Below are 26,816 nucleotides of genomic sequence, written 5' to 3' on the forward strand. Positions count from 1 at the left end.
AAAGCAGATGAATTGCCGCTGTCCGCTTACGCCTGGTTTCCTTGCGCCCTGCGCCTGCCCCACTTCCACCACAATCCCGCCACGAGCAAGATCAGGCCGATTGCCGCGTACGGCGCGCTGCGCCGAATCGTGTGCTTCCACCACGCCACGCGTTCGGCGTGCAGGCGCGCGGCGGCAGCGGCGAAATCGGGCTCGGGACAAGTGCGGCCGAAATCTGCGCCCCAGGGCACGTAGGCGCCCTGCTTGAGGTAGCGCGCGTAGAGTTTTCCGGCGACCGGAGGATCGCGGTCGATCAACCATGCCGTCGCGTGGCAGAGCACCGCGGCGAACGCCTGCGTGCGCGGTGGCAGCAGATCGGCGGATTTCGTGGCGAAATCGACTGCGTTGTAGCGGTAATGAAAACGCTCGAGCGGTTGTGCACGGCTCGCGGCGATGCGCGCGGCCTCGTCGGGACCGGCCAGCGTCTTCGGCACGACAATGTCCTTGCGCGCGGGCGGCGGCGACCCGGGTGTGATGGTCGCATTCGCGGCGGCAACGGCGTCGGCATCGTTCCAGCCGCCGCCGAGATCGAAGCTGCCGGCATAGATCTGGTAGTCGGGATCGAGTTCGTAGCCGATCAGGTCGATGCCGTCGAAACGTGCCGAACGCGCCGCGGCGTACCACGCCTTGGCCTGTTCGATGCGGTCTCCCGAACCCGCGGCGCGGCGCGCGTCGACATACGCGAGCGCCTTCTTCTTCAGCTCCGCATCGTCGAAATAGGCCAGTGCGTCGTCGTAGCGCTCGGCGCGCAGCAGGCGGCGCGCGAGAAGCGTACGCAAGGCGCTTGCGGGCTCCGCGGGATTGCCGTAGCCGCCCTCGCCTTCGGCTGCCGCGGGCTTCGCTGCCGGCTTGCCCGCGTGCGCGTCGACGAACGACTTCAGCTCGTCGACGTTGAGCACGCGCTCAGCGACATAGGCCGCGTCGGGCCAGTACAGCGATGCGGCATTGTATAAATGTTCCATCGCGGCGAGGTATTCGCCGCGCGACAGCGCCAGCGTGCCGCGCTCGCCCTCGATGCGGCACTGCGGCTTGATCGTCTCGGGCCCGAACTCGCCGGCATCGCGGTTCTCGCCCCATTCCTCGTTCGCCGGAAACGCCTTCGCCGCTTGCGCGTAGGCCTGCGCGGCCTCATCCGCCTTGCCGGCGCGCAAGGCGAGCTTGGCACGCACCCACCAGGCCAGCCCGCTCGTGTCCTTCTGCGCGAGCTGCGCAGCGAGATCGTACTTGCCGCTGCGGTAGGCCAGCGCGGCGACGCGGTCGGCGCCGGCGACTTTATCGATGCCCGCGTGCGTGACCGCGTCGAGAAAGCGCTGCATGCGCGCATCATTTGCCGCCTTCGATTTCGCAACTTCCGCGGGCGCGCTCTCGCCGTCGATCTCGTTGTCGATCAACTCGCCGCTGCGCGTGTACAGGTAGGCGGTCATCAGGCGCTGACCGAGGTCGTCGCGCACCGCGCGGTCGAGCCGTGTCGGATCCTTGATCGTCGCGCGCGCAATCTGCAACAGCGAGTCGCGTCCCGACCTCGAACCGGCGGCGGCCTGTTGCGCGTACAGCGCGATGGCCGCTGCATCATCTCCCGCCTGCAGGCGCTGGCGCGCGTCCTCGCCGAGGCTCGCCACGGCAAGCCCGTACGGATCACTTGCACCCTTGGCCACTTCCTCACGCAACGCGGCATGCAGCGCCGGCGCATCGTGGTCGGCGATCTTCGCGAGCATGTATTGCGCCCACAAGCCATAGCGGGCACGCTCACCGGCCGGCAATTCGAGCACGCCCTGGAAGCGGCGCTGCGCTTCGGCGACATCGTGCTTGGCCCACGCCACCGTGCCGGCGAGATAACGCCGCGCCTCTTCGGGCAGGCCGTTGGCCGCGACGTAGGCCGCGGCCGCATCGTTCGCTGCGCGCGCCGCGGCAACGCGTTCGTACTGGACGCCGAACCAGTCGCGCTCGATGCGCTCGCGCAACGAACGCGACTGGCCGTCGACGTACTCCTCGACGTCGTCGACTGCCTTGAACGCCGGCACCGGAACGAGATGCGCCGCTTCGAACACAAACGCGCCTTCGGGCAGCTTGTCCAGGGTCCAGGCGCGATCGCGCAGCAGTTCGGCCGGGAAGTCCGGCCCGCAGGCCAAGGCTGACAAAGGCAAAGCTGCGGCGAGTGCCGTGCCAAGCAAGCTGCTACGGATGTTCATTCACGGAGTCCCTGTCGATCGATGTGCAGCGCGCCCAGCCGATGCGGCGCTCATGCCCTGCCCGCAGTATCGCATCGGTCGTCGAAAAAAACCGCCAGCCTGCAGCCGACTTCTCCACACGGAATCCGTCCAGCGCGTCCGCTGCGGCGCATTCCTTCCCGGCAACTTCGATCACCGCCGGCGGCGACGCGTCGAGCGTGCCGCGATTGGCGAGCACGATGTCGGCGGCGCCGTCGATCGCGGCCTGCGTACGCACGCCGAAATCGGATTTCAATTCGGTACCAGCGATCACGGCATGCAGCGTGGCAATGCTCCATGCGCGCCTGTCATCTTCGCTTGGCAAGCGAAACCAGACGATACCGGCGAACGACGCCGGATGCGCGCGCGCAAGCGCCTGCAGCAACTCCGAGACCGCGACAGGATCGGCACGCAATTCGCGCGCGTGCTCCGCCTCGATCGCGCGTGGCATCTCGCCTTCCACTGTGATCGCCGCGCCATCGTCGCCGAAGCCGACGCGCAAGCCGTACGCCGGCAAGGCGACACGGAACGGTTGGTGTGCAGCGCCGGCGTAAGCGTCGATCCAGCGTTGCGCCTGCGCGGGGTCGAACAGGCCGGACTCGCCTGCACCCATGCGAGGTGCCGTGATCGCGTGGACCTGCAGCACCGATGCGTCGACCTGGGCGAGCACGCGCGCCAACACCGGCACGCCGATCCAGGTCGGCAGCGCGGTGATCGAGAGTTTCAGACCGGCCGGCAGGTGCGTGCGCAACGACGCGAGCAGGTCGGCGTAAGCGTCAAGTCGCGCAGTCGCGCAGTCGTGATCAATCTCGATGCCGGAAACCGACACGCCTGCTGCGCGCCACGCTTCGACAACTTTTTCGACGCGTTGGGCGATGCGATCGGCCGACGGCGGCGGCCGGCTGCCGTTAAGGCGCAGCACGGCGATCACCGGTTTGGCGCCGCGCGCGAGCAGATCGAGTCGCGGCGACGCATCGACCAGCTCGCCCGCTGTCGTCGACTCGGCCGCGAGCACGCGCCAGCCGTTGAAATCGCCGCGCATCGCGTCGAGTGACGTGGCGATCGCGGGCGTCCATTGGCGTTGCCAAATGTAAGCCTCGTGGTCGAGAGGAGACGCCGGCTGCGGCGTGCACGCCGACTGTGTAATGGCGAGAACGGCGCATGTCAGCCAGGCTGGAACACGCATTCGTTGGTTACAACCAGCCCTTCTGCCGCGCCAATCGATACGCCTCGATGCGATTGGCGACGCCGAGCTTGCCGATCGCTTCGGAAAGGTAGTTGCGTACGGTGCCTTGCGACAGATGCAGTTGTTCGGCGATGTCGCCGGCCGAGGCACCTTCGCCGGCGAGGCGCAGTACCTGACGCTCGCGATCGTTGAGCGGATCGGCTTCGCTCCAAGCCTCGAGCGCGAGCTGCGGATCGATCGCGCGGCCGCCGCGATGCACCTTGCGCAAGGCGTCCGCAAGCTGGTCGGCGGGCGCATCCTTGAGCAGGTAACCGCTGACGCCCGCGTCGAGCGCGCGGCGCAGGAAGCCCGGGCGCGCGAACGTGGTGACGATGACGACCTTGCACTCGAGCCCGCGCTCGCGGATGCGCTGGGCGAGCTCCAATCCGGTCAGGCGCGGCATTTCGATGTCGGTGACGACGACGTCGGGCACGTCGCGCTGGATGAGCTGCCATGCCTCCTCGCCATCCGCCGCGCTGCCAATGACGTCGAGGTCGGATTCGAGCCGCAGCAGCGCGGACAAGGCACCGCGCACCATGGCTTGGTCTTCGGCGAGGAGAACTCGGATCATTTCTGCAAACGGGAAGCTACGGGAGAAAATCGAAACGCCGGCGGATTCTACGCGCGCCGCAGCGCGGCGGCGGGCTCGGATTCCGCACCGGCGCTCAGCGGCAACGGCGCGGTCACCTTCAGCACTGTACCCCGTCCGCGCTGCGAATCGACCTGCAGCTGTGCGCCGATCGCAGCGAGGCGCTCGCGCATGCCGGCAAGCCCGTTGCCGGGCACGATCGCGCCGCCGCGGCCGTCGTCCTCGACACGCAGGGTCACTGCCTGCCTTGCCGCCTCGAGCACGATGCGCACATGCGCCGCGCGCGCGTGGCGCTGGATGTTGGTCACCGCCTCGCGCAGGCTCATCGCCAGCGCAGTCTCGACCTCGACCGGCAGGCAGACGTCTGCGATCTCGCACTCCAGATGCACGCCGTTCGACTGCAGCAACAGCTTGGCCGAAGCGAGCTCGGCGGCGAGTCCCGCGGCACGGATGCCGGTGACCGCGCGCCGCACCTGGGCGAGTGCATCGCGCGCGATGCGTTCGACGTCGGCCATCTCGCGCTTGGCCGATGCGGCATCGCGGTCGAACAGCTTGTTCGCCAGCTCGGACTTGAGCGCGATCAGCGACAGGGTATGGCCGAGCAGGTCGTGCAGGTCGCGGCCGATGCGCTCGCGCTCGGCGGTTGTCGCCAACCGGCGCACCTCGTCGTGGCTCAGGCGCAGTTCGGCCTCGCGTTCCTGCTTGCGCAGGAAATTGATGTTCATGAAGGCGACGGCGAGCGCGACCAACACTGCGCTGAGCAAATAGACCCAGTAGAAGTGGAGCAACACGATCCACTCGAACGAATACAGCACGAGCACGCAAAGCATGTTGCGCACGGCGACGCGCGTGCTGCCCGAAAACACCAGGTAAGCACAGCCGTAGATGATGTAGCCCTGCGCTCCCGGGTTGACCGGGGTGACCGCGAAACCGAGCGCGACCATGCCGAGCGCACACCAGATCACCTGCCTGCGGTCGCGATAGTAGACGCGGAAGAACAGCCACAGGAACACGGCGAAGCTGGCCAGCGTCGGCCATAGCCAATTCGGGAAACTGTCACCGGTCTGGAATATCGGCGTGGCGAAGATCCAGAACGTCCACACCAGCATCAGCAGCGGCAGCCAGTGCACCGTGCGCTTCGCGCCGATGCTATGTGCATAGTCGGTCAGTAGGGAATCGTCGCCCGGCTTGATGTAATCGAAGATCATGATTGCGTGCGGCAGCGCCGCTTCAGCCCTTCGACGATGCCAGCCAGCGCTGCACGCCGACCGCGATCAGAATCAGCGGCCACCATTGCCGGACAAGGTGAGCGATGCCGGGGATCAGGCCGAAGTTGACGAGCAGAAAGAAGATTCCAAGTCCGATCAGAATCGCGCCCGTGGTTCTGTTTGCCGATTGCATGCCGTACTCCTCCTCTGACGAACGCATTGTCGCATCGCCCACCCAAGACATACGCGCGCCTAGTCGGCTTCATGCCGTCCGCGCCAGCCAGCGCCGCGCGATCGCGAAGCAGACGATCGTGAATATCGCCAGAAACCCAAGATGACCGAATGCGCCGCCCGCATGCTCGCGCCCGATCGCCGCAAGCGCAAGCTGGGCGAGATGATACGGCGGCCAGAACACGGCGACATCGCGGATGAACTGCGGCAGCATGCTCAGCGGCATCCACAACCCGGACAGGAACGCCATCGGCAGGTAGATGAAGTTGACGATCGCCGGCGACGCGGCCGCGTTGGCGCGGCTGCCGACCAGCAAACCCAGCGCGCAGAACGGCAGCACGCCGAACGTCGCGATCAGGCCAAGCGCGAACCATTGCGCGATATCGAGACGCACGCCGCCGAGCGTAGCCGCCATCGTCGCCAGCATCGCGTAGATGATCAGGGCGAAGGCCATCGCCATGAGCATCTTCGCCACGAGATAGGCACCTGGCGGCATCGGCGCGACGCGCTTCAGCGCGAGCCAGCCGCGCTCGCGCTCGATTGCGACCGCGACGCCGAAACCGAACAGCCCGGGCGCCATCACGCCGAATACGCTGTAGGTGGCGAACAGGTAATGCGCCGCCGCGCTGTTGCCGCGGTTGAGCAGCACGCCGAACAGCAGGTAGAACAGCGGCGGAAACAATAACGACGGGATCGCGAACGCGGGTGTGCGCAGCACGCGCAGGAATTCGTATTTGGCCTCGAGCGCATAGGCGCGCCAGGCGTGGAACGAGGCGGGATCCGATGCGGACGATGCGGCAAGGGTCGCGTTCATCACGCAGCTTCCTTGGTGATTTCGACAAACGCTTCGGCGAGTCCCGCGCGGCGCACTTCGAGCTCGCTGAGTTGCGCATCCTCGAACAGGAGCTGGCGCACCACCATCTCGGCCGCATCGGTGACGATTTCGACGCGCCCACCGTCGCGTGCGACGCTGCGCACCTCGGGCCAAAGCGCAATCGCGGCATCAGCGAGCGTGGTGACGCAGCGAATGCGTCGCGAAGCGACGCGCGCGCGAATCTCGGCGACCGTGCCCTGCGCGACGATGCGGCCCTGTGCGAGCACGACGACGCGATCGGCCAACGCTTCGGCTTCTTCCAGATAATGCGTGGTCAGCACGACCGCGCAACCCTCGGCGACGAGCTGGCGGATCGCACTCCACATCGTTTCGCGCGCGTCGATGTCGAGGCCGGTGGTCGGCTCATCGAGGAACAGCAGTTCCGCGCGCCCGCAGATCGCGAGCGCGAACTGGGCGCGGCGCTGCTGGCCGCCGGAAAGCTTCGCATAGCGACAGTCGAGCAAATCATCGATGCCGGCCAGGGCGACTACGTCGGCGACCGTGCGCGGGCGCGCGTAGTAGTTGCGGAACAGGTCGATCAGCTCGCCGACGGTCAGCGTTTCCGGCAGCGAGGTCGCCTGCAGCATCGCGCCGATGCGGCGGCGCGCGGCCAACGCGTTCGGTGCCGAATCGAACAGCGAGGCGCTGCCGGTGTCCGCCTGCTGCAGGCCGACCAGCAGCGAGATCGCCGTGGTCTTGCCGGCGCCGTTCGGCCCGAGCAGGGCGAGAACTTCGCCGCGATGGACTTCAAGATCGACCCCGGCCAGCGCCTGCGTCTGGCCGTAGCGTTTGACGGCATTGGCCAGTCGGGCGACGGGATAGGGTAAGGAATTCATGCCTGGCTCCTGTTGCGATAGGTGAATTCTCGGCCGCGCGTCGCGATGGCGGACAGTCAGGGATATCAGCCATGCGGGGTGACGAGCGTCATGTCCGTCAGCGCCGAATTGGCCCCATCAAACCCACTTGGCACTGGCACTCGGCCATACCAAATCGCGGTTCTATCATGCGTCCCACAATCAGCAATTGTTTGCCTATTGGTCACTTGGCGCCGTTCCTTGGCGCCGTTCGTATTTCCGAAATTCCAGAGGGAGAGAGTCATGTCGTCCATCACCCAACTCAACGAACTGCGCAGCTTCGGCGGCGCGATCCGCACGCACGGTCTGGACGACGCGACGGTCGAACGCTTCGCACAGGAAGACCGCGACCTCGCCGTTGCGATCGACGCGGCGCATGTGCTGTTCACCCAGCTCAAGAACGAAATGCCCGACCTGCTCAAGCTCGACGAAGCCGAGCAGCTCGCGCGCGTGCAGGCCGACTACGTCAACTTCTACGCCGTCGACGCGATCAACCCCTACGTCGCACTTGCCGCGCGCGGACCGTGGATCGTCACACTCAAGGGAGGTGTTATTTACGACGTCGGCGGCTACGGCATGCTCGGCCTCGGCCACACGCCGCAGGCCGTGCTCGACGCGCTGGCCAAGCCGCAGGTGATGGCCAACATCATGACGCCGAACCTGTCGCAGCTGCGCTTCGCCAACGCGATCAAACAGGAAATCGGCCATACGCGCGCCACGCAAGAAGCTCCGTATTCGAACTTCCTCTGCCTCAATTCCGGTTCGGAAGCGGTCGGCCTCGCCCTGCGCATCGCCGACGTCAATGCCAAGCTCGCGACCGACGCGAACGGCAAGCACGCCGGCAAGACGATCAAGCGCCTCGCGGTCAAGGGCGCGTTCCACGGCCGCACCGATCGCCCGGCGATCTATTCGGATTCCTCGCGCAAGGCCTATGCGCAGAACCTTGCCAGCTTCCGCGATGAGAAGAGTCTGATCACGGTCGAGCCGTACAACGTCGACCAGTTGCGCGCCGCGTTCGCCGACGCCGAGAAGAACGGCTGGTTCATCGAAGCGATGCTGCTCGAGCCGGTCATGGGCGAAGGCGATCCGGGCCGCGCGGTAACGCCGGAGTTCTACGCCGCGGCGCGCGAACTCACGCGCGCGCACGGCACGCTGTTCATGGTCGACTCGATCCAGGCCGGCCTGCGTGCGCACGGCGTGCTCTCTGTGGTCGACTATCCCGGCTTCGAGAAGCTCGACGCGCCGGACATGGAGACGTATTCGAAGGCGCTCAGTGCCGGCCAGTATCCGCTGTCGGTGCTCGCCGTGAACGCACGCGCGGCCGCGCTGTACCGGACCGGCATCTACGGCAACACGATGACCGCCAACCCGCGCGCACTCGACACGGCCTGCGCCGTGCTCGCCTCGATCACGCCGGAGCTGCGCGCCAACGTGCGCGTGCGCGGCGCCGAATTCATCGACAAGCTGCAGAAGCTGCAGAAGGAACTGCCCGGCCTGATCACCAAGGTGCAGGGCACCGGCCTGCTGTTCTCGTGCGAGCTTGCGCCGCAATTCAAATGCTACGGCGCGGGCAGCACCGAGGAATGGCTGCGCGAGCACGGCGTCGGCGTGATTCACGGCGGCACCAATTCGCTGCGTTTCACCCCGCATTTCGCGGTGTCGAGCGCCGAGGCCGACCTCGTCGTCGCCGGCGTGCGCCAGGCGCTGCTGCACGGGTCGCGGCAAAGCGTGAACGCAGCCGCGTAGGGGTCCGATGCATGGGGCTCGACTCATCGAGCCCCGACGCTGCCAAAGGGATGAATTCCTACACAAAGCCGCGCAATGCGGCTGTTTCCGGCCATGGCAACCGGCGTAAACTAGCCGCCGATCCGGCATGAGGCCGGCCACGCCACTGGAGACAGCCATGAAAACCGCAACAGCCATGTTCGCCGCTTTCGCTTTCGCCGCCGTGCTCGCTTCCGGATCCGCCTTCGCCGCGGAGAAGCAGCTCACGCCACAGCAGGAACGCATGAAATCCTGCAACGCCGACCCGAAGGCGAAGACGCTCAAGGGCGACGAGCGCAAGGCGTTCATGAGTTCCTGCCTCAAAGGCGAATCGACTGCCGCCGCCCCCGCCGCGCCGGCCAAGCCGATGACGCAGCAGGAAAAGATGAAGGCCTGCAACGCCGACCCGAAGGCCAAGGAGCTCAAGGGCGACGAGCGCAAGACATTCATGAGCAGTTGCCTCAAGGGCGACGCTGCGGCAGCCGCGCCGGCGCACTGAATTCATCCGTCGTTCCTGACGAGCGGCCAAACTCAGGCGCAAAAAAACCGGGCCTCGCGCCCGGTTTTTTGTGTCCCGACCCGCAGATGATCACACCGGAAACGGATTGCGCTCGGCAAAGCCCTGCTGGTGCCAATACGGATAGGCAAACGTCTTTGCGCTGGCCGCATCGAGCCTCGCGACCTGCTCCTGGGTCAGATTCCAGCCAACGGCGCCGAGGTTCTGCTTGAGCTGCTCCTCATTGCGCGCGCCGATGATCACGCTCGAAACGGTGGGTCGCTGCAGCAGCCAGTTGAGCGCGATCTGCGCAATGCTCTTGCCGGTTTCCTTGGCAACCTCGTCGAGCGCATCGACCACACGATACAAATACTCGTCGTCGACCGGCGGCCCGAAATCTGCGGTCTTGTGCAGCCGACTCGTCTTCGGCAGTTTGGCGCCGCGGCGCAGCTTGCCGGTGAGACGGCCCCAGCCGAGCGGACTCCATATGATCGCGCCGACGCCCTGGTCGACGCCGAGAGGCATCAGTTCCCACTCGTAGTCGCGACCGATCAGCGAATAATAGGTCTGGTTGGCGACATGGCGCGGATATCCGTACTTATCCGCAACTGCGAGCGACTTCATCAGCTGCCAGCCCGAGAAATTCGATACGCCCGTGTAGCGGATCTTGCCCGCGCGCACGAGCGTGTCGAGCGTGTACAGCACCTCCTCGATCGGCGTCTGCGCATCGAAACCGTGCAACTGGAACAGGTCGATATGGTCGCTGCCGAGCCGGGCGAGTTGCTCGTCGACGGTCTTGATCAAATGAAAACGCGAGGAGCCGACGGCATTCGGATCGTCGCCGAAGCGGAACGTCGCCTTGGTCGAGAGAATCGCCTTGTCGCGCTTGCCCTTGAGCGCCGCGCCAAGGATCGATTCGGAGGCACCGCGCGAGTACACGTCGGCCGTGTCGAACATGGTCACGCCATGGTCGAGGCAGAGGTCGATCAACCGCTTCGCTTCCTTCACGTCGGTATTGCCCCAGGCGCTGAACAATTCGCCCTTGCCGCCGAACGTGCCGGTGCCGAAACTCAGCGCCGGAACGCTGAAGCCCGATGCACCTAATCGCCGATATTCCATCTTGAATCTCCAAATGATCGTGGGGAATTGGTTTCCATCGGGCACGATCACGCGGAATTCAATCGCTGAACGGTCGAATTAACGATTTGTCATGCAGCGCTCCTTGTCCGGCCTCGCCCGAACACAGCGCGACAAACTGCCACATAACCGCAGCAGCGACTTCATCATGCACGGCGTTGCGCGTACACTGGACGATGGTTCGATTCAGGCTATCGCCGCTTGTCGGCATCCTAGCCGACAGCACTAACGAACCATCTCCATAGCCAGCATTTCCACAGCCAGCAAAGGTGACCTCATGAAGAAGACCGATGCATCGAATATTTCCGGGGCCGACGAGAGCCGCCGCCGTTTCTTTGTCGGCGCGAGCACCGCGATCGGTGCCGTCGCTCTCGCCAGCGTATTGCCGCGCCAGGCGCGCGCGGACGATTTGCCTCACCTCTCGCCGACCGATGCGACCGCGCAAACGCTCGGCTACGTCGAGGACGCGACCAAGGCCGACAAGGCCAAATTCCCGACCTATACCGCGGGCAACACCTGCGCAAACTGCAATTTCTACCAGGGCGGCGCCGCGGCCTGGGGCGGCTGCCAGTTGTTCCCGGGCAAGGCCGTCAACGCCAAGGGCTGGTGCTCCGCGCACGCCAAGAAAGCCTGATCGCGCTCGTTTCATCGCGCCCTCGCGACGGCCTTCTCCGCACCAGGGGGGAAGGCCGTCTGCTTTCTCGCATCCGGCACGCGACTCGCGTAATCTAGCGCCTCGCAAAAAGCACGGTTTTCTCCGCTCCGCATGCTCCCCGAACTCGGCCAATTCGCGCTGATCCTCGCGCTCCTACTTGCGCTCGCGCAATGCGTGCTGCCGTTGCTTGGCGCCTGGCGCGGCAGCGCGGCACTGATCGCGACGGCACGACCGATCGCCACCGGCCAGTTTGTCTTCGTCGCGCTCGCATTCGGCGTGCTGACCTACGCGTTCCTGTCCCAGGACTTCTCGGTCAAGTACGTCGCACAAAATTCCAATCTCACTCTGCCCTGGTACTACCGTTTCTCGGCAGTGTGGGGTGCGCATGAAGGCTCTCTGTTGCTCTGGGTGCTGATCCTCGACGTATGGACGCTTGCGCTCGCCGCGTTCAGTCGACGCCTGCCCGATGCGTTCATCGCGCGCGTGCTCGGCGTGCTCGGCTTCGTCTCGCTCGGCTTCCTCGCGTTCACGATCTTCACTTCGAACCCGTTCGCGCGCCACCTGCCGGCGCTGGCCGACGGTGCCGATCTCAACCCGATCCTGCAGGACCCGGGTCTGATCATGCACCCGCCGATGCTCTACATGGGCTACGTCGGTTTCTCTGTGGCTTTCGCGTTCGCGATCGCCGCGCTGCTCGGCGGCGAACTCGACGTCGCCTGGATTCGCTGGGCGCGACCGTGGACCAACGTTGCCTGGGCCTTCCTCACGCTCGGCATCACGCTCGGCAGCTGGTGGGCCTACTACGTGCTCGGCTGGGGCGGCTGGTGGTTCTGGGACCCGGTCGAGAACGCTTCGTTCATGCCATGGCTGGTCGGTACGGCGCTGATTCATTCGCAAGCGGTGACCGAGAAACGCGGCTCGTTCCGCGCGTGGACGCTGCTGCTGTCGATCTTCGCCTTCTCGCTGTCGCTGCTCGGCACATTCCTCGTGCGCTCGGGCGTGTTGACCAGCGTGCATGCATTCGCGAGCGACCCGAAGCGCGGCCTGTTCATCCTCGCCTTCCTCACGATCGTCGTCGGCGGCTCGCTGTCGATCTATGCGCTGCGCGCGCCGAAGGTCGCCGGCGGACGGCCCTTCCAGATGCTGTCGCGCGAAACGCTGCTGCTGATCAACAACCTGTTGTTCGCTTGCGCCGCGGCGATGGTGCTGCTCGGCACGCTGTATCCGCTGATCGGCGATGCGCTCGGCGTCGGCCGTATCTCGGTCGGCCCGCCGTACTTCGGCTTCATGTTCGTCCTGCTGATGCTGCCGGTCGTGCTGCTGATTCCGTTCGGACCGTTCTTCCGTTGGGCGGCGGGCGATTGGCGCACAACATTGCGCGCGCTCGCACCCGCGCTTGCATTGGCTATCTTTTGCGCGCTGATCGCCCGGCTGCTCGTCGGTGACCTGTCTCTGCGCGGCATCGCCGGCGTCGCGGCGAGCTTGTGGGTCGGTGCCGGCATCGCGCTGTACGCGCTCAAGCGCTGGCGCGAGGCGCCGCGTGGACGCCGCTACACGCCGGAAATGCTCGGCATGATCGCAGCGCATTTCGGCGTCGCGATCTTCCTCGCCGGCGTGCTCGTTACCGAGGCGACGAGCGTGGAATCCGACGTGCGCATGGCGCCGGGCGAGACCAAACACATCGCCGGCCTCGACTTCAAATTCAATGGCGTCACAGCGGCACAGGGACCGAACTTCCGCGCCGAACAAGGCGTGATCGAGGTGTTCCGTGACGGCAAAGTCATCAGCACGCTCAATCCGCAGAAGCGCCAATACTCCGGCAACACGCCGGTACAAACTAAAGCCGATATCGAGCCGGGCCTGTTCCGTGATGTCTATGTCGCGCTGGGCGAATCGCTCGATGACAAGGGCGCCTGGGCCGTGCGCATCTACGTCAAGCCGTTCGTGCGCTGGATCTGGCTCGGCGGCCTGTTGATGATGCTCGGCGGTTTCGTCGCCGCGACCGACCGGCGTTTTCGCGCACTGCCCGCGCGCATCGACGCGCCGGCGGCCGCACCGGCACCGCCCGTGACCGCAACGGCGCTCGCGCAATGAACCGCCTGCTGCCTCTGCTCGGCTTCTTCGCCCTGGTCGGACTGCTCGGCTTCGGCATGTGGTGGAACACGAAGCATGAAACCAACGAGGTGCCGTCGCCGCTGATCGGCAAGCCGGCACCGGAGTTTACTCTTCCACTTTTATACGATTCCACAAAGTCGCTTTCCAAAGCCGACCTGCTCGGCAAGCCATATCTCGTCAACGTGTTCGGCTCGTGGTGCGCCACCTGTCAGTACGAACATCCGATTCTGACCGAAAAGGTCAAGCCGCTCGGGATCAAACTGATCGGCATGGCATGGAAGGATCCGCCCGAGGACTCGAAGCGCTGGCTCGCCCGTTTCGGCGATCCCTACGATGCGATCGTCAGCGACGCGGACGGCCGCACCGGCATCGACTTCGGCGTGTACATGGCGCCGGAGAGTTTTCTCGTCGATGCGCAAGGCGTGATCCGCTACAAGCGCATCGGCATGTTCACCCCGGAACTGATCGAGCGCGAGCTGCTGCCCGAGTTGGCCAAGCTGCGACAGGCCAAACCATGATGCGTCGCGTGCTTTGCATCGTCACGATGATGCTGGCCGGCGCGCTGTTCGGCAGCACCGCGCACGCGATCGATCCGCTGCCGTTCAAAGATCGCGCCGAGGAAGTGCGCTTCCAGAATCTCGCGCGCCAGCTGCGTTGCCTGGTCTGTCAGAACCAGGATCTCGCCGATTCCGACGCCGACCTCGCCAAGGACTTGCGCAAGCAGGTGTTCGAGATGATGCGCGCGGGCAAAAGCGATGCCGAGATCAAGGACTTCCTCGTCGCGCGCTACAACGATTTCGTGCTCTACGATCCGCCGCTGAAACCGGGCACCTGGCTGCTCTGGTTTACGCCGTTCGCGCTCGTCGCGCTCGGTGCGATCGCGCTTGTGCGCATCCTGCGCCGGCGCGCGCGCGCCGCCGTTAGCGAAGCCCTCGCGCGCGGCACGCCCAACGACAACCGGGACGACGACTGGTGACCTCCGCCTTCCTGATCTTCGCCGCGCTGATGCTTATCGCGGCGCTCGCCTTCGTGCTCGTGCCGCTGTTGCGTACGCGCGTCGGCGACGATGCGCAGAATGAAGCGCGGCGCAGGCGCAAGGCGCTGGAAGCGGCGCATGCAGACGGCATCCTCACCGACGCGGAGTACGCGGCGAAGTGCGCCGCGCTCGCCCAGACGGCACCTGCGTCCGCGCCTGCACGCACGCGCACGGGTTTTGCCGTCGCCTTAGCCGTTGCGTTGCTGCTGCCGGCTGCGGCGATCCTGCTCTATTGGCAACTCGGTGCGCCACGAGCGCTCGACCCGGCCAACCTCGTCGCGCGACCGGGTGACGGCACCGACATCGAAGCCGCAATCGCGCAACTCGCCGAAAAGATGAAGCAGGATCCGGACAACGCGGAAGGCTGGGCCCTGCTTGGCCGCGCGTACAAGTCGACGCGGCGTTTTGCCGACGCGCGCGACGCACTCAAGCGCGCTCACGATCTGCTGCCGGACGACGCCGACTTGATGGTCGAATACGCCGAAACGCTCGTGCTCTCCAGCTCGGACCATCGCATCCAGGGCGACGCGCTCGATTTGATCGAGAAGGCGATCCAGACGAATCCGCAGAACCAGAAAGGGCTGTGGCTGGCCGGCATCGCCGACTCGCAGGCGGGCAAGTACGCCGAGGCGGTGAAGAAGTGGAATACGTTGCTGCCCCTGCTGCCGCCGGGTTCGAATGTGGCCGACTCGGTACGGGAACAAATTGCGCAGGCAGAGGCATTGCGCGACGGCAAGCCGCTGCCTGCGCCTTCCGCCCAGCCCCCAGCGGAAACATCCAAAGCGGCTGCCGCTGCCGAAGCCGGCGCGAACGAGGCTCAGGCGGCCGCTACCAGCGGTCCGCGCATCCTCGTAACGGTCGCACTCGATCCTCGCCTCAAGGACAAGGTCGCACCGGGCGACACGCTGTTCGTCTTCGCCAAGGCCGCGAGCGGCCCGCCCATGCCGCTGGCGATCGCCAAGCTCACCGCAGCCCAGTTACCGGCAAGCGTCACCTTGACCGATGCGATGAGCATGATGCCGAACATGAACCTTTCCGCCTTCGCGCAGATCGTGATAGGCGCGCGCATCTCGAAGTCCGGGCAGGCGATCGCACAGAGCGGAGACCTGCAGGCGCTGTCGGCACCGCTGCCGAACTCGCGCTCCGAACCGGTGGAGTTGACGATAGACCAAGCCGTGCCCTGATTCCGGCACGACCGATGTTCGCGGAACCTTGGCGCAACGGTGGGCGCAATATAAGCTCGCGCGGCCGCATCCTCGATCTGCTCATACCTACGCATGTCCGACGCACGCCAGTATTTCCCCCTGCCCTCGCCGTTTCCGATGCGCCGCGGCGGCGAACTCGTCGCGGCGCAGCTCGCCTATGAAACCTGGGGTGCGCTCAACGCAGCGCGCGACAACGCGATTCTGATCCTCACCGGTCTCTCGCCCGGTGCGCACGCGGCATCGAACGCAGCCGATCCTTCGCCCGGTTGGTGGGAAGACATGATCGGTCCCGGCAAGCATATCGACACGAATCGCTGGTTCGTGATCTGCGTCAATTCGCTCGGCAGTTGCAAGGGCTCGACCGGGCCCGCGTCCATCAATCCACAAACGGGCAAAGTATACAAACTCGATTTCCCCGAACTGACGCTCGAGGACGTCGGTAACTCCGCGTTCGAGCTGGCGCGCGGCCTCGGCATCGACAAGCTCGCCTGCCTGATCGGCAATTCGATGGGCGGCATGAGCGCGCTCGGCTACCTCGTCGAGCACCCCGACAGCGTGCGCGCGCACATCAGCATCTCCACCGCGCCGCAGGCGCAGCCGTTCGCCATAGCCATCCGCTCGCTGCAGCGCGAGGCGATCCGGCTCGACCCGAACTTCAACCAAGGCAACTACGACGACGCGCACTATCCCGAGACCGGCATGTCGATGGCGCGCAAGCTTGGCGTGATCACTTACCGCTCGGCGATGGAATGGGTGGGCCGCTTCGCGCGCATCCGCCTGGATCACGAGGCGCGTGCCGACGATGATCCATTCGGCGTCGAGTTCCAGGTCGAGTCCTATCTCGCCGGACACGCGAAACGATTCGTTCGCAGTTTTGATCCGAACTGTTATCTCTATCTTTCCCGCGCGAGCGACTGGTTTGATGTCGGCGAACACGCGCCCGATGCACACGGCCACGGCGATGTCGCCGCCGCATTATGGAAGATCCACATCGAGCGCGCGCTCGTCATCGGCGTGACCACCGACATTTTGTTCCCGCTCTCGCAGCAGGAGGAAATCGCCAACGGCCTGCGCTCAGCCGGCGCGCAGGTCGATTTCGTCGCGCTGGATTCGCCGCAGGGCCATGACGCCTTCCTCGTCGACATCTCTCGCTTCGGCGCGGCCATCGCGGGATTTCTCGCGAAGCTGTAGAATTGGTTATATCCATATAACCGTCGCTGATACGATCCACGAGCACGCAACCGCAAAGCGGTCAACACGCCGAAATTTTCAATAAAATCCTATGCTTGCACTCGATTTCCCCGGCTCCCAACACCTGGTCGAGCGCCTTGACCGCGCCGTCGACCACGACCGCGACGCCGACATCGCCAACGCGCTGCGCACGACACTGTGCGAATTGATCCGCGATCCGTCGGTGAAACTGCCGCGCTGCATCTTCGAGGAAGTGAAGGACCACTACGCGCGCCGCGAGCTCTATCGCAGCGAGGAACTCGGCTACAGCGTCATCGCGATGACCTGGGGCCCCGGCCAGGGCACGCTCATACACGACCACGCCGGCATGTGGTGCGTCGAGGGCGTGTGGCACGGCTCGCTCGAAATCACGCCGTACGAACTCGTCGAACAGGAAGGCGAACGCTATCGCTTCGAATCGCGCGGCACGATGAATGTCGGCCCCGGCTCGGCCGGCAGCCTGATCCCGCCGCACGAATACCACACGATCCGCAACCCGAGCGCCGATTCGCTCGCCGTCACCCTGCACATCTACCGCGGGCCAATGACCCAATGCTCGGTGTTCCGTCCGATCGAAAACGAGTGGTACGGCCGCGACCGGCGCGTGTTGAGCCTGGACGCGATGCATTGATTGCGGAACCACAGCGCAGACGTGGCCAGCTCGCCGCGATTTGACTTATACTTCGCGACCTCATCGATGCCGGTGTGGCGGAATTGGTAGACGCGACGGACTCAAAATCCGTTTCTGGCAACAGAGTGTGGGTTCGATTCCCTCCACCGGCACCATCCCCAAATAGAGCGGGATACAACGAAACAGAACGGGACTAATAAAGTCCAACCAAACCCGCCACTTAGCGGGTTTTTTGTTGCCCGACCATCCGCGTGCGTCCCATTCGATTTCGTTGCAGCCCGCGTTTTCTGTGGGTAGCACCGTGAGTAACTCGTGTCGACCGAGTTCTCACGTGCTAAGGTTGACGACTATGAGAGTCCTCATTCCCATCGCTATTTTGCTAATCGCTCTCACGCCGGCCGAAGCGGCCCCTCCTAGTTTCTCCTCTGATGAACAGGAGGACTCGGCCAAAGCTTCCAAAGAAAACTCCGCGGTCTACGGTGAATTCATCCGCACATTCACCTCTGCGGGAGCACCGCTACCGATCGTACAGCCGGGCGGCAGTCTGCCATTTCCTATGCCAACCGTGCCGCCTGTCGGCGTAACCTATGTCGACGAGCCGACGCGAGTCGGCTTGCTGGTACCACGCGGCACCTATTTGATGTCTTGGGTGCTCAACCCGAGCGAGGGCGCGTCAGTGACCCTACTCGTCAACGGGCTCGCTCCGACTACAGCCGTCGGTGCGCTGCGGTACACTCAGGCTGTGACAACTAGTGTTGTAAGCTTCGAGTACCTCGTCCAAGCTCCGCTCGATCAGAACTTGATCTCGTTGGTGAATACGGGCGTGAACTTGATCTCGCTCAACGGTATTCCCAACAGAACCGTCGGCAGCTCCGCGATCCTCACGCAGATCCGCGTGCAGCGCATCGGCCATCTGGCTCGCTAAATCTCGATCAGTAAACCGCCGTCGATCATCCCGTGATAGTGGCCCGCCGGGATGACGTTCGACGGGAGCACCGAGCGGCTGCTCGCTGGGCAAGTCCTCCTCGACTACCGCGAGTTGGCCAAGGCGCCTAACTGCCGGATTCTGATTGACATGGTAGGCTACGGCGCATGGGTCGAACGGGGTTGCGAGTAACTTTGTGAGTAAGTTGGCATGATTGACGTGGGAATTGCCCATTCTGCCTATGTTCGCGATTCCCTCCACCGCGCCACTGATACGAACAAGCGGCCCCACGGGCCGCTTTCCATTTATCTCGCGCTCTCCACTCCCATGCGTTCCTTGCCCACGAACGTATTCCGCCTAGCAGCTGCGACCGTCTGCGCACTGCTCCTCGCGGCCTGCGCCGCGGCGCCGAAGCACAACCCACTCGCGACCTGGGTACCGTCGCCGAACTACAACGCGCGCAAGGCGATGCTAATCGTCGTGCACTACACCGAGCAGCACTCAGTGCAGGAAAGCCTCGACACGCTGCGCAGCCAGAACAGCCAAGGTCCAGTCAGCGCGCATTACCTCATCGGCGCCGACGGCCGCATCTACCAGCTCGTTGCCGACGAGGCGCGTGCCTGGCATGCCGGCCCCGGACGCTGGGGCACGATCACCGATCCGAACTCGGCCTCGATCGGGATCGAACTCGACAATGACGGCGCCTCGCCATTCGCAACGACGCAGATCGACAGTCTGCTCGTGCTGCTGGCCGACTTGACCGAACGTTTGAGCATTCCGCGCACGCAGGTCGTCGGCCACGAGGACGTGGCGCCGACGCGCAAGATCGATCCGGGTCCGCTGTTTCCGTGGAAGCGCCTCGCCGACGCCGGCTACGGCCGCTGGCCGCGCGGCGAGCTTGTCACGCCGCCAGCGGGCTTCGATGCCTGGGCCGCGCTCGCCCAAATCGGCTATGCGCTCGACGACCGCGCCGCGGCACTGCATGCTTTCCACAACCACTTCCGCAGCGGCGAAGGCGACGCGCTCGATGACATAGACGAGCGCATCCTATACGCGCTGACGAAAGATCGTTGACGTTCTCGCGTTGGGTTTCGCTGCGCTCAACCCAACCTACGCGTGCCGCGGCTTCACCTTGCCCGCCGACAACTTCGCGTTGCGTCGCGCGGTTTCGACGTCGTCGGCGAACGCGAGGGCGACGCCCATGCGCCGCTTGATGAAACTCTCCGGCTTGCCGAACAGGCGCAGATCCGTGTTCGGCACAGTCAGCGCCTCGGCGACGCCGTCGAATGCAAGCGCGTTGCCTTCGACACCGCCATAGATCACCGCCGACGCTCCGGGTGACTTGAGCCGCGTGTTCACCGGCAGGCCGAGGATCGCGCGCGCATGCAGCTCGAATTCGCTCTGCCATTGCGTGATCATCGTGACCATGCCTGTGTCGTGCGGGCGCGGGCTGACCTCGCTGAACCAGACCTCGTCGCCCTTGACGAACAACTCGACACCGAACACGCCCTGGCCACCGAGATCGTCGGTCACCTTCTTTGCGACTTCCTGCGCACGTGCGAGCGCGAGTGCAGACATCGCATGCGGCTGCCAGCTTTCGACATAGTCGCCGGCGACCTGCACGTGTCCGATCGGCGTGCAGAACTGAGTTTCGATTTCACCGCCTGCGCCACGCGCACGCACGGTGAGCAAAGTGATCTCGTAGTCGAAATCGATGAAGCCCTCGACGATGACGCGACCACGATTGACGCGGCCACCGGCCATCGCATAGTCCCAAGCCTTCTTTACGTCGCCGGGACCGTCGATCTTGCTTTGTCCCTTGCCCGACGAGCTCATCACCGGCTTGACGATGCAGGGGTAGCCGATGCCGCCATCGATGGCTTCTTGCAGTTCAGCCAAGGAATCACAGAACTTGTAAGGGCTGGTCGGCAGGCCCAGCGTTTCCGCAGCAAGGCGGCGGATGCCCTCGCGATCCATCGTCAGGCGCGCAGCGCGCGCAGTCGGGATCACGCGCACGATGCCCGTCGCTTCGAGTTCTTCGAGCACCGGCGTCGCGATCGCCTCAATCTCGGGCACGACGATGTCCGGCTTCTCCGCCTCGATCAGCGCGCGCAGCTGCGCCGGATCGTCCATCGCGATCGTGCGCGCGTGGTGCGCGACCTGCTGCCCCGGCGCATGCGTGTAGCGATCAACCGCGATCGTCTCGACGCCGAGGCGCTGCAACGCGATCAGCACTTCCTTGCCGAGTTCCCCCGAGCCGAGCAGCATGACGCGCACGGCGGCTGTGGACAGCGGCGTGCCGAGGACTACGGGGGGACGTGACGGCATTGCTTTTTCCTGGCGATGGACGATGCGACATTATCTCGCATCGAGGGCGCCGCCGGTGCAGCTAAGGCAGCCTCGGCGATCGCCGACAGGTCGCACTTTTTGACGGAGCGGCCGGCCGTCGTCGGCACATCCAGGCCGACGCGCATGACTTCCGGCACAGCCGCGACCGATTTCTACTTTTGCGCATCGTATACGCGGATGACTTCCTGCAGATGCGTGCAGCGCGCGCGTGCGGAATCATCCGTCTGCGCCGCGCACGAAGCACAACGAAGGCGCATGTCGAGTCCCGATCGTCCATGTTTCCACGCCACCGGAGGAGCCATGTTCACCCGTCAATCAAAGTCTCGCATACCGCTTGCCATTGCATCGATGTTTGCCTTGTTCGCCGGCGTCGCGCATGCCGAAGCAGTCGACCCGCATGGGCAGTGGGTTGGCCGTACCCAGGTCGAGGGACAACGCGACGCAGACAAGACGACCCTGTCGCTCGGCGCGATCGACCAGCAAGGCACCTCGCTCGAACTTGATACCGGCCGCACCTGTCGGCTGCGCGACGGTACCTACTCCGCGCAAGGTACCGACGCGTGGTCGCTGCACTTCAAGCCGGAAAGCGGTGACAACCTCTGCGAACGCCTGTCCCAGGGCGAAGTGATCCTGCGTGTAGCCGGCCCGCGCAAGCTCGCCTTCGAGGCGCGCTATCCCGACGGCAAGGGTGGACAGAACCAGCGCAACGGAGTGCTGATGCGCTATCCGTAGAGCGCCGAATCGGCCTGCTCTTGCGGCAGCGATGCGCGACGAGTAACGTTCGCGCATCCGCAGCAAACGGCAGGGAGATCTGTATGGATTGGCAGAAAGGGCGCGAAAGCGACAACGTCGTCGAGGATGACGGCAGCGGCCGCGGTGGTGGTTTCGGTGGTGGCGGTGGCGGCCTCGGTTTCGGCGGCTTCCACATCGGCATCGGCGGCATCATTCTGATCGTCGTCGTCAGCCTGCTGTTCGGCAAAAATCCGCTCGACATCCTGTCGCTGCTCAGCGGCGGCGGATCGATGCTCGACTCGAGCAGCCAGACGGCGCCGCCCGCACAGCGCGCGCAGGCGACAAGCAACGATCCGCAGACGAAGTTCGTCAAGGTCGTGCTCGGCAGCACGGAAGATGTCTGGGGCCAATATTTCCAGGCCAGCGGCCAGCGCTATCCGCAGCCCAAGCTCGTGCTCTACCGCGGCCGCACGCAGACCGCCTGCGGCGTCGGCCAGGAAGCGATGGGACCGTTCTATTGCCCGGGCGACCAGCAGGTCTATCTCGATTTGGGTTTCTTCCAGGAAATGGATACGCGCTTCCACGCTCAGGGCGATTTCGCGCGCGCCTATGTCATAGCGCACGAGATCGGCCACCATGTGCAGAACCTGATCGGAGTCATGGACAAGGTCGAGCAGGCGCGCCGTCAAGGTACGCCGATGGACGGCGCCAGCGGCCTGTCGGTGCGTCAGGAACTGCAGGCCGACTGCTTCGCCGGCGTCTGGGCGAACCGCTCGCAGGCGCAGCTCAACTGGCTGCAGGCCGGCGATATCGACTCGGCGCTCAATGCCGCGTCCGCCGTCGGCGACGATACCTTGCAGAAGCAGGCGCGCGGCTACGCCGTGCCGGATTCGTTCACGCACGGCTCGTCCGCACAGCGCCAGCGCTGGTTCAAGGCCGGCTTCGCCTCGGGCGATATCAACAGCTGCAACACGTTCAACACGCAGTCGCTGTAGAACGACTCGCGTCGGCGCGTGCTTAACGCGCCGCAAACACCGCGTTGCGCATGATCAGCGCGGCTTCCGCAACGGAAGCCGCGTCGTTTCCATCGTTCTCGACAAGGAGCCGCACCGATGAGTTTCGATCCCGCACAGCTGCAGTCGCTCGTTTCGACCTATGTGGTCCCGCTCGCGTGGAAGATTCTGGGCGCGCTCGCGCTCTGGATCGTCGGCCGCTGGGTCGTTCGCCTGATCGTCGCCGGCGCTCAACGCGTGCTCGTCCGGCGGGAGCTCGATCCGACTCTGCAACGCTACGCCGGCTCGGTCATCTCGGGCCTGCTCACGGTGCTGCTTGCGATCGCCGTGCTCTCGGTGCTCGGCGTCGAGACTGCCTCGTTCGCCGCGCTGCTCGCCGCCGCCGGCGTCGCGATCGGCATGGCCTGGTCGGGACTGCTGGCGAACTTCGCCGCCGGTGTCTTTCTGATCACGCTGCGCCCGTTCAAGGTCGGCGACGCGATCACCGCGGGCGGCGTCAGCGGCACGGTTCGCGAGATCGGCCTGTTCGGCACGACGCTGGACATGGGCGATAACGTCAAGGCCGTCATCGGCAACAACAAGATTTTCTCCGACAACATCATCAACTATTCGGCCAACGCCTATCGCCGCGTCGACCTGAGCGTCCTGCTCGCGGCCGGCGTCGACGTCGACGATGCGAAGGCGCGCCTGCGCGGCGCCGTATTGCAGGTGAAGAACGTTCTCGCCACGCCGGCGCCGGTCATCGAGATCCTCGAACACACCCCGCTCGGCACCGTGTTGACTGTGCGTCCCTTCAGCACCAACGACAATTACTGGCAGGTCTACTTCGACACGAACAAGGCCATTGCCGAGGTCGCCAAGACCGCTGCGTGGCCGGCGCCGGAAACGCGCCAGGCCGTGCGCACGATCGCGCCTTGAGCAGAGCGGCCGCGTCGCGGCGGCCGCCACGTCGCTAGCCGAAGCGCGGCAACACGAACGCGAAAGTCGCGCCGACGACGAACGCCACAAGCGCCAGCGAATACAGCACCGCGCTGGCACCACGCAAGCGCTGGCATGCTCGCGCCAGCGCCGGGTCCGCTGGACAAGGCAGGCGGCGCGCACGCCAGATCGCCACGCCGGCAAGCGCGAGTATCGCCGCCGCCGTGCCGAACACGGTGACCTTGTGTTCGCTCAGCCAGACCAGCTGCGGCACGGCGCTGACCAGACCCGCCAGTGCCGCGCCCGCCCCGAGCGTGATCATTACCGCCGGTAGCACGCAACAGACCAGCGTTCCGGAACTGACAACCAGCGCGGCGAATGCCAATCCGGCGTTGCGCTTCAACGGCGCATTCACGGCTTGCTCCCGATGCGTTGGCGTACATCGTCCAAGCTCTCGCTTTCGCGATGGATGGTCTTGACCGCGTAACCCGCATCGGTCAGCGCCTTGCGCAACTCCTCGTCGTCGATGTCCGTGCCTTCCTTGGTCGACAGGGCCACCAGCTTCTTTTCCAGACTCACGACCACGTCGGTCGTCGCCGGGAACGCGCGCAGTTTCTTCTCGATGCCCTGCGCGCAGAACGCGCAGACCAGACCGTTCACGTCCATCTCAATCGTCGCCGCAGCGGCGGGGGCCAGGGCGGCGAAACCCGCAGCCAAGGCAAAAAAGGCAAAACGACAATTCTTGTACATGATCTTCTCCAGCTCGTAAGCAAACATCATTCAGAAGTTGAACATCATCATCAGTTGCGGCTTGCCCTGGCCGGTGACGCCGGCCTCGACCCAAGCACCGCCCTTGAACAGGCGCACCAGAGCGGCCCACTCGACGCCGCGATAGAGGCCGCCGGTATAGCTTCGTGCCTGCAAGACGAACCAGGTGGCCAGATCCTTGTAGTCGTGGGGATACGGCGCAAAGCCGAGCTGCAGCGTGTCGATGCGTTGCGAGTAAGCGCTGCTTTCATGCAGGTCGCTCATCAGGGCGGCATAAATGCGTCGCGTCTCGTAGTCGACCTGCAGGCCGACGTTGCGGTCGAGCCGATTGCCGCGAAATGTGTTGCCGCTGGCGCTGCCCAGGCCGCCCCAGGCGAAGACATTGGCCTGTGCATCGTCCAGATTCCAGCGCTGCACGAGATAGTTGGCGCGCAGGTAGCGGATCTCGCGCGTGCGGCCGTCGATGTCGCTCTCCGTGCGCAACCAGCCGCCACCGAGCGACAGCCAGTAATACGGCGCGTAGAACGCCTGCGTCTCCTCCATCGTGCCGGCGCCGTATTCCGCCATCACGGTAGTGCCGTTGGCGAACGCGATTGGCTTGGCTTCGCCACCTTGCGCGAACGCGAGCAGAACGCCAGCGAGTACGCCGGCGGGTTGTTTCAACATGATTTGATCCTCGGACAAACCCTGTGCGCGGACGCGCACGAGCCGCGCCGGGTGGCGCGGAATCGAGAAGGTCGGGATCAGGCGATCGGCGGGCGGATCGGAGGGCTTTCGTCGCGTCCGGGTGGACGTACATCCATCGGCATCAAGGCCGCACCAGCAAGATCGGATGCTGTCCAATTCATGCCAGAGGGCACAACGAATACGGCGGAGCCGGCGATACAGGCCTGCAGGCACGCGGACGGTGCGCAATCGCCGACGCAGCACGACGCCTTCTTTTCTCCCGTATCGCCGTGCTGCATGGCTTGCATGCAATCGTCTGCCTGCGCACGCACGGCAGCCGCGGCGAGCATGGGCAACGGCCCCTGCATCACGAGGCTCAGTGCGAGCAGAAATTGGAGGACGATACGCGGCATGGGATCACTCTATCCCCGTCAAGACTAGCGCGTCGAGGAAAAAGTTTCACGCGGCTTCCGTGCCAGGCACATTGCGGTCACGCACCTGGGTTAACATTTGCCGCATTCGGAACGACGACCGCCTCGAAGCCATGAAACTTGCAATCCGCGCCGCGCTGGCGCTGCTGGTTCTTTTTCTCGCCGCCTGCGCCACGCACGCGCCCAGGCCGGACTCCAATCCGCCGCTGATCCTGGTCTCGATCGACGGTTTCCGCGCCGACTACTTCGAGCGCGGCCTCAGCCCGAACCTGAAAGCGATCGCCGATGCCGGCGTCCACGCGGCGGCGATGCGTCCGGCGTTCCCCACCTTGACGTTTCCGAACCACTACACCCTCGTCACCGGCCTGTATCCGGATCATCACGGCATCGTCAACAACACGATGGTCGATCCGGTCCTCGGTAATTTCACCTACAAGAAGAGCAGCGAACTCAGCGCGCGCTGGTGGGAAGGCGCGGAACCGCTCTGGGTGACCGCCGACAAGCAGGGCGTGCGCACGGCGACGATGTTCTGGCCGGGCAGCGACGTCGAGATCCGTGGCCACCGGCCTGACTACTATCTGCCTTTCAACGGCAAGATGACGGCTGGCCAGCGCATCGACCAGGTTCTCGCCTGGCTCGACCAGCCCGCGGCCAAGCGTCCGCGTTTCCTCACCTTGTACTTCGAGCAACTCGACCACGAGAGTCACGATCATGGGCCGGGCTCGACCGAGGCCGACGCGGCGCTGCGCGAGGTCGATGCCAGCATCGGCCACCTGGTCGCCGAACTAGAAAAAAGAGATTTGTACAAGAACGCCAATCTCGTCATCGTCTCCGACCACGGCATGGCCGAGACCGATGCAGAACGCACGGTCATCCTCGATTCGATCGTCGATCTGCGCCACATCGACCTCGTCACCTCCGGAATTGCCGTCGGCATCAACCCCAAACCGGGCTACGAAGCGGAAGTCGAGCGCGCAATGCTGGCGCCACGCGGACACATGCAATGCTGGCGCAAGGGCGAACTGCCGGCGCGGCTGCACTACGGCACGCACCCGCGCATCCCGGCCCTGGTCTGCGTACCCGAGAGTGGCTGGCTGATCGAGACACAGGAATTCCATAGCCGACCGAATCACCGCATGCACGGCGGCGAGCACGGCTATGACAATGACGACCCGCACATGCGTGCATTGTTCCTTGCGCACGGTCCGGCATTCAAACGCGGGCTGAGCGTGCCCGAATTCGACAATGTCGATGTGTATCCGCTATTGGCCCACCTGCTGGATATCAGGCCCGAGCCGAACGACGGCAATCCGGCGACCATGCGCGAAATGCTGCAATGAGGGGGAAAAGCCGTTTCCTGTTGCACCGCGCAAGATTTGCGTGCATGATTGGCCGTCCAGATGATTGCGTGCCCATGAACCAGCTCTTCGCCAGCTTCGAGATCCTGTCCAGCGCCGACATGGCCGCAGGCATGACTTCGCGCGCGCGTCGACCGACCACGACCAACACGGCCGGGTA

Annotated in this window: 28 protein-coding genes and 1 tRNA gene; 16 read left to right on the forward strand and 13 right to left on the reverse strand. The window is 64.9% G+C overall.

The genetic code is table 11. From position 1 onward, the window contains the following. Positions 1–26: 26 nt before the first annotated feature. The 7 genes from F455_RS0115050 to F455_RS0115080 all read right to left on the reverse strand — a co-directional run bounded on the left by F455_RS0115050 (position 27) and on the right by F455_RS0115080 (position 7,209). On the reverse strand, positions 27–2,228 hold the full coding sequence (locus tag F455_RS0115050) for a hypothetical protein (protein WP_026293419.1): 2,202 nt from the start codon (positions 2,226–2,228) through the stop codon (positions 27–29). Beyond that, complete coding sequence (locus F455_RS0115055) at positions 2,215–3,432, reverse strand: DUF3142 domain-containing protein (protein ID WP_018974143.1); 1,218 nt, start codon at positions 3,430–3,432, stop codon at positions 2,215–2,217. Before F455_RS0115055 ends, F455_RS0115050 begins: the two co-directional genes overlap by 14 nt. Positions 3,433–3,439: 7 nt before the next feature. Further along, positions 3,440–4,042 carry a response regulator transcription factor gene (locus tag F455_RS0115060; protein ID WP_026293420.1) on the reverse strand — a complete coding sequence of 201 codons (603 nt, stop codon included), beginning with the start codon at positions 4,040–4,042 and terminating at the stop codon, positions 3,440–3,442. 47 nt (positions 4,043–4,089) lie between these two features. After that, on the reverse strand, positions 4,090–5,268 hold the full coding sequence (locus tag F455_RS0115065) for a sensor histidine kinase (protein ID WP_018974145.1): 1,179 nt from the start codon (positions 5,266–5,268) through the stop codon (positions 4,090–4,092). A gap of 22 nt (positions 5,269–5,290) precedes the next feature. Next, positions 5,291–5,461 carry a LiaI-LiaF-like domain-containing protein gene (locus F455_RS23270; protein ID WP_018974146.1) on the reverse strand — a complete coding sequence of 57 codons (171 nt, stop codon included), beginning with the start codon at positions 5,459–5,461 and terminating at the stop codon, positions 5,291–5,293. A gap of 69 nt (positions 5,462–5,530) precedes the next feature. Next, positions 5,531–6,313 (reverse strand): ABC transporter permease, encoded by a 783-nt coding sequence (locus F455_RS0115075; protein ID WP_018974147.1) that lies wholly within the window; start codon positions 6,311–6,313, stop codon positions 5,531–5,533. Then, on the reverse strand, positions 6,313–7,209 hold the full coding sequence (locus F455_RS0115080) for an ABC transporter ATP-binding protein (protein ID WP_018974148.1): 897 nt from the start codon (positions 7,207–7,209) through the stop codon (positions 6,313–6,315). The genes F455_RS0115075 and F455_RS0115080 overlap by 1 nt, the downstream gene beginning before the upstream one ends. 261 nt (positions 7,210–7,470) lie before the next feature. On the opposite strand from F455_RS0115080, the gene F455_RS0115085 reads away from it, so the two are divergent. Both F455_RS0115085 and F455_RS0115090 read left to right on the forward strand, forming a co-directional pair. Further along, a complete protein-coding gene (locus F455_RS0115085) occupies positions 7,471–8,973 on the forward strand; it encodes an aminotransferase class III-fold pyridoxal phosphate-dependent enzyme (RefSeq protein ID WP_018974149.1) in 1,503 nt (500 codons plus the stop codon). A 175-nt stretch (positions 8,974–9,148) separates the two neighbouring features. Next, a complete protein-coding gene (locus F455_RS0115090) occupies positions 9,149–9,490 on the forward strand; it encodes a PsiF family protein (protein ID WP_018974150.1) in 342 nt (113 codons plus the stop codon). Positions 9,491–9,580: 90 nt separating this feature from the next. Here F455_RS0115090 and F455_RS0115095 read toward each other — a convergent pair whose 3' ends face one another. Next, positions 9,581–10,606 carry an aldo/keto reductase gene (locus F455_RS0115095; protein ID WP_026293422.1) on the reverse strand — a complete coding sequence of 342 codons (1,026 nt, stop codon included), beginning with the start codon at positions 10,604–10,606 and terminating at the stop codon, positions 9,581–9,583. A gap of 295 nt (positions 10,607–10,901) precedes the next feature. Between F455_RS0115095 and F455_RS0115100 the strand changes: the two genes are divergently transcribed. From F455_RS0115100 to F455_RS0115150, 10 genes are all read left to right on the forward strand, one after another. Continuing rightward, positions 10,902–11,258, forward strand: coding sequence for a high-potential iron-sulfur protein (locus tag F455_RS0115100; RefSeq protein ID WP_018974152.1), 357 nt, complete (start codon positions 10,902–10,904; stop codon positions 11,256–11,258). A 132-nt stretch (positions 11,259–11,390) separates the two neighbouring features. Next, the gene (locus tag F455_RS0115105; RefSeq protein ID WP_018974153.1) at positions 11,391–13,373 is read left to right on the forward strand and encodes a heme lyase CcmF/NrfE family subunit; all 1,983 of its coding nucleotides are present in this window, start codon (positions 11,391–11,393) and stop codon (positions 13,371–13,373) included. Continuing rightward, positions 13,370–13,912 (forward strand): DsbE family thiol:disulfide interchange protein, encoded by a 543-nt coding sequence (locus F455_RS0115110; protein ID WP_018974154.1) that lies wholly within the window; start codon positions 13,370–13,372, stop codon positions 13,910–13,912. The genes F455_RS0115105 and F455_RS0115110 overlap by 4 nt, the downstream gene beginning before the upstream one ends. Continuing rightward, positions 13,909–14,370 carry a cytochrome c-type biogenesis protein gene (locus tag F455_RS21065; RefSeq protein ID WP_018974155.1) on the forward strand — a complete coding sequence of 154 codons (462 nt, stop codon included), beginning with the start codon at positions 13,909–13,911 and terminating at the stop codon, positions 14,368–14,370. Before F455_RS0115110 ends, F455_RS21065 begins: the two co-directional genes overlap by 4 nt. Continuing rightward, the gene (ccmI, locus tag F455_RS0115120; protein WP_018974156.1) at positions 14,367–15,614 is read left to right on the forward strand and encodes a c-type cytochrome biogenesis protein CcmI; all 1,248 of its coding nucleotides are present in this window, start codon (positions 14,367–14,369) and stop codon (positions 15,612–15,614) included. The genes F455_RS21065 and ccmI overlap by 4 nt, the downstream gene beginning before the upstream one ends. Before the next feature lie 93 nt (positions 15,615–15,707). Continuing rightward, a complete protein-coding gene (metX, locus tag F455_RS0115125) occupies positions 15,708–16,826 on the forward strand; it encodes a homoserine O-acetyltransferase MetX (protein WP_018974157.1) in 1,119 nt (372 codons plus the stop codon). 91 nt (positions 16,827–16,917) lie between these two features. Continuing rightward, positions 16,918–17,496 carry a cysteine dioxygenase family protein gene (locus tag F455_RS0115130; protein WP_018974158.1) on the forward strand — a complete coding sequence of 193 codons (579 nt, stop codon included), beginning with the start codon at positions 16,918–16,920 and terminating at the stop codon, positions 17,494–17,496. Between the two features lie 68 nt (positions 17,497–17,564). Continuing rightward, positions 17,565–17,651 (forward strand) — tRNA-Leu (locus tag F455_RS0115135). A 194-nt stretch (positions 17,652–17,845) separates the two neighbouring features. After that, on the forward strand, positions 17,846–18,421 hold the full coding sequence (locus F455_RS0115140; RefSeq protein WP_018974159.1) for a hypothetical protein: 576 nt from the start codon (positions 17,846–17,848) through the stop codon (positions 18,419–18,421). A 327-nt stretch (positions 18,422–18,748) separates the two neighbouring features. Beyond that, on the forward strand, positions 18,749–19,495 hold the full coding sequence (locus F455_RS0115150) for an N-acetylmuramoyl-L-alanine amidase (protein ID WP_018974161.1): 747 nt from the start codon (positions 18,749–18,751) through the stop codon (positions 19,493–19,495). Positions 19,496–19,531: 36 nt separating this feature from the next. Here the strand turns inward: F455_RS0115150 and purT are convergent, their stop codons facing one another. Next, on the reverse strand, positions 19,532–20,749 hold the full coding sequence (gene purT, locus F455_RS0115155; RefSeq protein ID WP_018974162.1) for a formate-dependent phosphoribosylglycinamide formyltransferase: 1,218 nt from the start codon (positions 20,747–20,749) through the stop codon (positions 19,532–19,534). Positions 20,750–21,118: 369 nt separating this feature from the next. Here purT and F455_RS0115160 point away from each other — a divergent pair, with 369 nt between their 5' ends. From F455_RS0115160 to F455_RS0115175, 3 genes are all read left to right on the forward strand, one after another. Further along, positions 21,119–21,502 (forward strand): hypothetical protein, encoded by a 384-nt coding sequence (locus F455_RS0115160; RefSeq protein WP_018974163.1) that lies wholly within the window; start codon positions 21,119–21,121, stop codon positions 21,500–21,502. Between the two features lie 83 nt (positions 21,503–21,585). Beyond that, complete coding sequence (gene ypfJ, locus F455_RS0115165; RefSeq protein ID WP_018974164.1) at positions 21,586–22,497, forward strand: KPN_02809 family neutral zinc metallopeptidase; 912 nt, start codon at positions 21,586–21,588, stop codon at positions 22,495–22,497. 117 nt (positions 22,498–22,614) lie between these two features. Next, positions 22,615–23,433, forward strand: a complete 819-nt coding sequence (locus F455_RS0115175; RefSeq protein ID WP_018974166.1) for a mechanosensitive ion channel family protein — start codon at positions 22,615–22,617, stop codon at positions 23,431–23,433. Between the two features lie 34 nt (positions 23,434–23,467). On the opposite strand, the gene F455_RS0115180 is transcribed toward F455_RS0115175, so the two are convergent. The 4 genes from F455_RS0115180 to F455_RS22195 form a co-directional block, all read right to left on the reverse strand. Beyond that, positions 23,468–23,848 (reverse strand): hypothetical protein, encoded by a 381-nt coding sequence (locus F455_RS0115180; protein WP_018974167.1) that lies wholly within the window; start codon positions 23,846–23,848, stop codon positions 23,468–23,470. Beyond that, complete coding sequence (locus F455_RS0115185; protein ID WP_051084222.1) at positions 23,845–24,183, reverse strand: heavy-metal-associated domain-containing protein; 339 nt, start codon at positions 24,181–24,183, stop codon at positions 23,845–23,847. The genes F455_RS0115180 and F455_RS0115185 overlap by 4 nt, the downstream gene beginning before the upstream one ends. A 30-nt stretch (positions 24,184–24,213) precedes the next feature. Further along, positions 24,214–24,867, reverse strand: coding sequence for a hypothetical protein (locus F455_RS0115190; RefSeq protein WP_211212335.1), 654 nt, complete (start codon positions 24,865–24,867; stop codon positions 24,214–24,216). Between the two features lie 77 nt (positions 24,868–24,944). Continuing rightward, positions 24,945–25,280: a hypothetical protein gene (locus tag F455_RS22195; protein WP_018974170.1), complete on the reverse strand. Its 336-nt coding sequence runs from the start codon at positions 25,278–25,280 to the stop codon at positions 24,945–24,947. A gap of 131 nt (positions 25,281–25,411) precedes the next feature. Between F455_RS22195 and F455_RS0115200 the strand changes: the two genes are divergently transcribed. Then, the gene (locus F455_RS0115200) at positions 25,412–26,638 is read left to right on the forward strand and encodes an alkaline phosphatase family protein (protein ID WP_018974171.1); all 1,227 of its coding nucleotides are present in this window, start codon (positions 25,412–25,414) and stop codon (positions 26,636–26,638) included. Positions 26,639–26,816: the final 178 nt, after the last annotated feature.

Origin of the sequence: Rudaea cellulosilytica DSM 22992, assembly GCF_000378125.1 — a bacterium.
GTDB lineage: Bacteria > Pseudomonadota > Gammaproteobacteria > Xanthomonadales > Rhodanobacteraceae > Rudaea > Rudaea cellulosilytica.

Bases quoted from the DNA above. Each gene is read 5' to 3' on its own strand.
- F455_RS0115050 (WP_026293419.1), bottom strand. From the start codon at position 2,228: ATGAACATCCGTAGCAGCTTGCTTGGCACGGCACTCGCCGCAGCTTTG.
- F455_RS0115055 (WP_018974143.1), bottom strand. From the start codon at position 3,432: ATGCGTGTTCCAGCCTGGCTGACATGCGCCGTTCTCGCCATTACACAG.
- F455_RS0115060 (WP_026293420.1), bottom strand. From the start codon at position 4,042: ATGATCCGAGTTCTCCTCGCCGAAGACCAAGCCATGGTGCGCGGTGCC.
- F455_RS0115065 (WP_018974145.1), bottom strand. From the start codon at position 5,268: ATGATCTTCGATTACATCAAGCCGGGCGACGATTCCCTACTGACCGAC.
- F455_RS23270 (WP_018974146.1), bottom strand. From the start codon at position 5,461: ATGCAATCGGCAAACAGAACCACGGGCGCGATTCTGATCGGACTTGGA.
- F455_RS0115075 (WP_018974147.1), bottom strand. From the start codon at position 6,313: ATGAACGCGACCCTTGCCGCATCGTCCGCATCGGATCCCGCCTCGTTC.
- F455_RS0115080 (WP_018974148.1), bottom strand. From the start codon at position 7,209: ATGAATTCCTTACCCTATCCCGTCGCCCGACTGGCCAATGCCGTCAAA.
- F455_RS0115085 (WP_018974149.1), top strand. From the start codon at position 7,471: ATGTCGTCCATCACCCAACTCAACGAACTGCGCAGCTTCGGCGGCGCG.
- F455_RS0115090 (WP_018974150.1), top strand. From the start codon at position 9,149: ATGTTCGCCGCTTTCGCTTTCGCCGCCGTGCTCGCTTCCGGATCCGCC.
- F455_RS0115095 (WP_026293422.1), bottom strand. From the start codon at position 10,606: ATGGAATATCGGCGATTAGGTGCATCGGGCTTCAGCGTTCCGGCGCTG.
- F455_RS0115100 (WP_018974152.1), top strand. From the start codon at position 10,902: ATGAAGAAGACCGATGCATCGAATATTTCCGGGGCCGACGAGAGCCGC.
- F455_RS0115105 (WP_018974153.1), top strand. From the start codon at position 11,391: ATGCTCCCCGAACTCGGCCAATTCGCGCTGATCCTCGCGCTCCTACTT.
- F455_RS0115110 (WP_018974154.1), top strand. From the start codon at position 13,370: ATGAACCGCCTGCTGCCTCTGCTCGGCTTCTTCGCCCTGGTCGGACTG.
- F455_RS21065 (WP_018974155.1), top strand. From the start codon at position 13,909: ATGATGCGTCGCGTGCTTTGCATCGTCACGATGATGCTGGCCGGCGCG.
- metX (WP_018974157.1), top strand. From the start codon at position 15,708: ATGTCCGACGCACGCCAGTATTTCCCCCTGCCCTCGCCGTTTCCGATG.
- F455_RS0115130 (WP_018974158.1), top strand. From the start codon at position 16,918: ATGCTTGCACTCGATTTCCCCGGCTCCCAACACCTGGTCGAGCGCCTT.
- F455_RS0115140 (WP_018974159.1), top strand. From the start codon at position 17,846: ATGAGAGTCCTCATTCCCATCGCTATTTTGCTAATCGCTCTCACGCCG.
- F455_RS0115150 (WP_018974161.1), top strand. From the start codon at position 18,749: ATGCGTTCCTTGCCCACGAACGTATTCCGCCTAGCAGCTGCGACCGTC.
- purT (WP_018974162.1), bottom strand. From the start codon at position 20,749: ATGCCGTCACGTCCCCCCGTAGTCCTCGGCACGCCGCTGTCCACAGCC.
- F455_RS0115160 (WP_018974163.1), top strand. From the start codon at position 21,119: ATGTTTGCCTTGTTCGCCGGCGTCGCGCATGCCGAAGCAGTCGACCCG.
- ypfJ (WP_018974164.1), top strand. From the start codon at position 21,586: ATGGATTGGCAGAAAGGGCGCGAAAGCGACAACGTCGTCGAGGATGAC.
- F455_RS0115175 (WP_018974166.1), top strand. From the start codon at position 22,615: ATGAGTTTCGATCCCGCACAGCTGCAGTCGCTCGTTTCGACCTATGTG.
- F455_RS0115185 (WP_051084222.1), bottom strand. From the start codon at position 24,183: ATGTACAAGAATTGTCGTTTTGCCTTTTTTGCCTTGGCTGCGGGTTTC.
- F455_RS0115190 (WP_211212335.1), bottom strand. From the start codon at position 24,867: ATGTTGAAACAACCCGCCGGCGTACTCGCTGGCGTTCTGCTCGCGTTC.
- F455_RS22195 (WP_018974170.1), bottom strand. From the start codon at position 25,280: ATGCCGCGTATCGTCCTCCAATTTCTGCTCGCACTGAGCCTCGTGATG.
- F455_RS0115200 (WP_018974171.1), top strand. From the start codon at position 25,412: ATGAAACTTGCAATCCGCGCCGCGCTGGCGCTGCTGGTTCTTTTTCTC.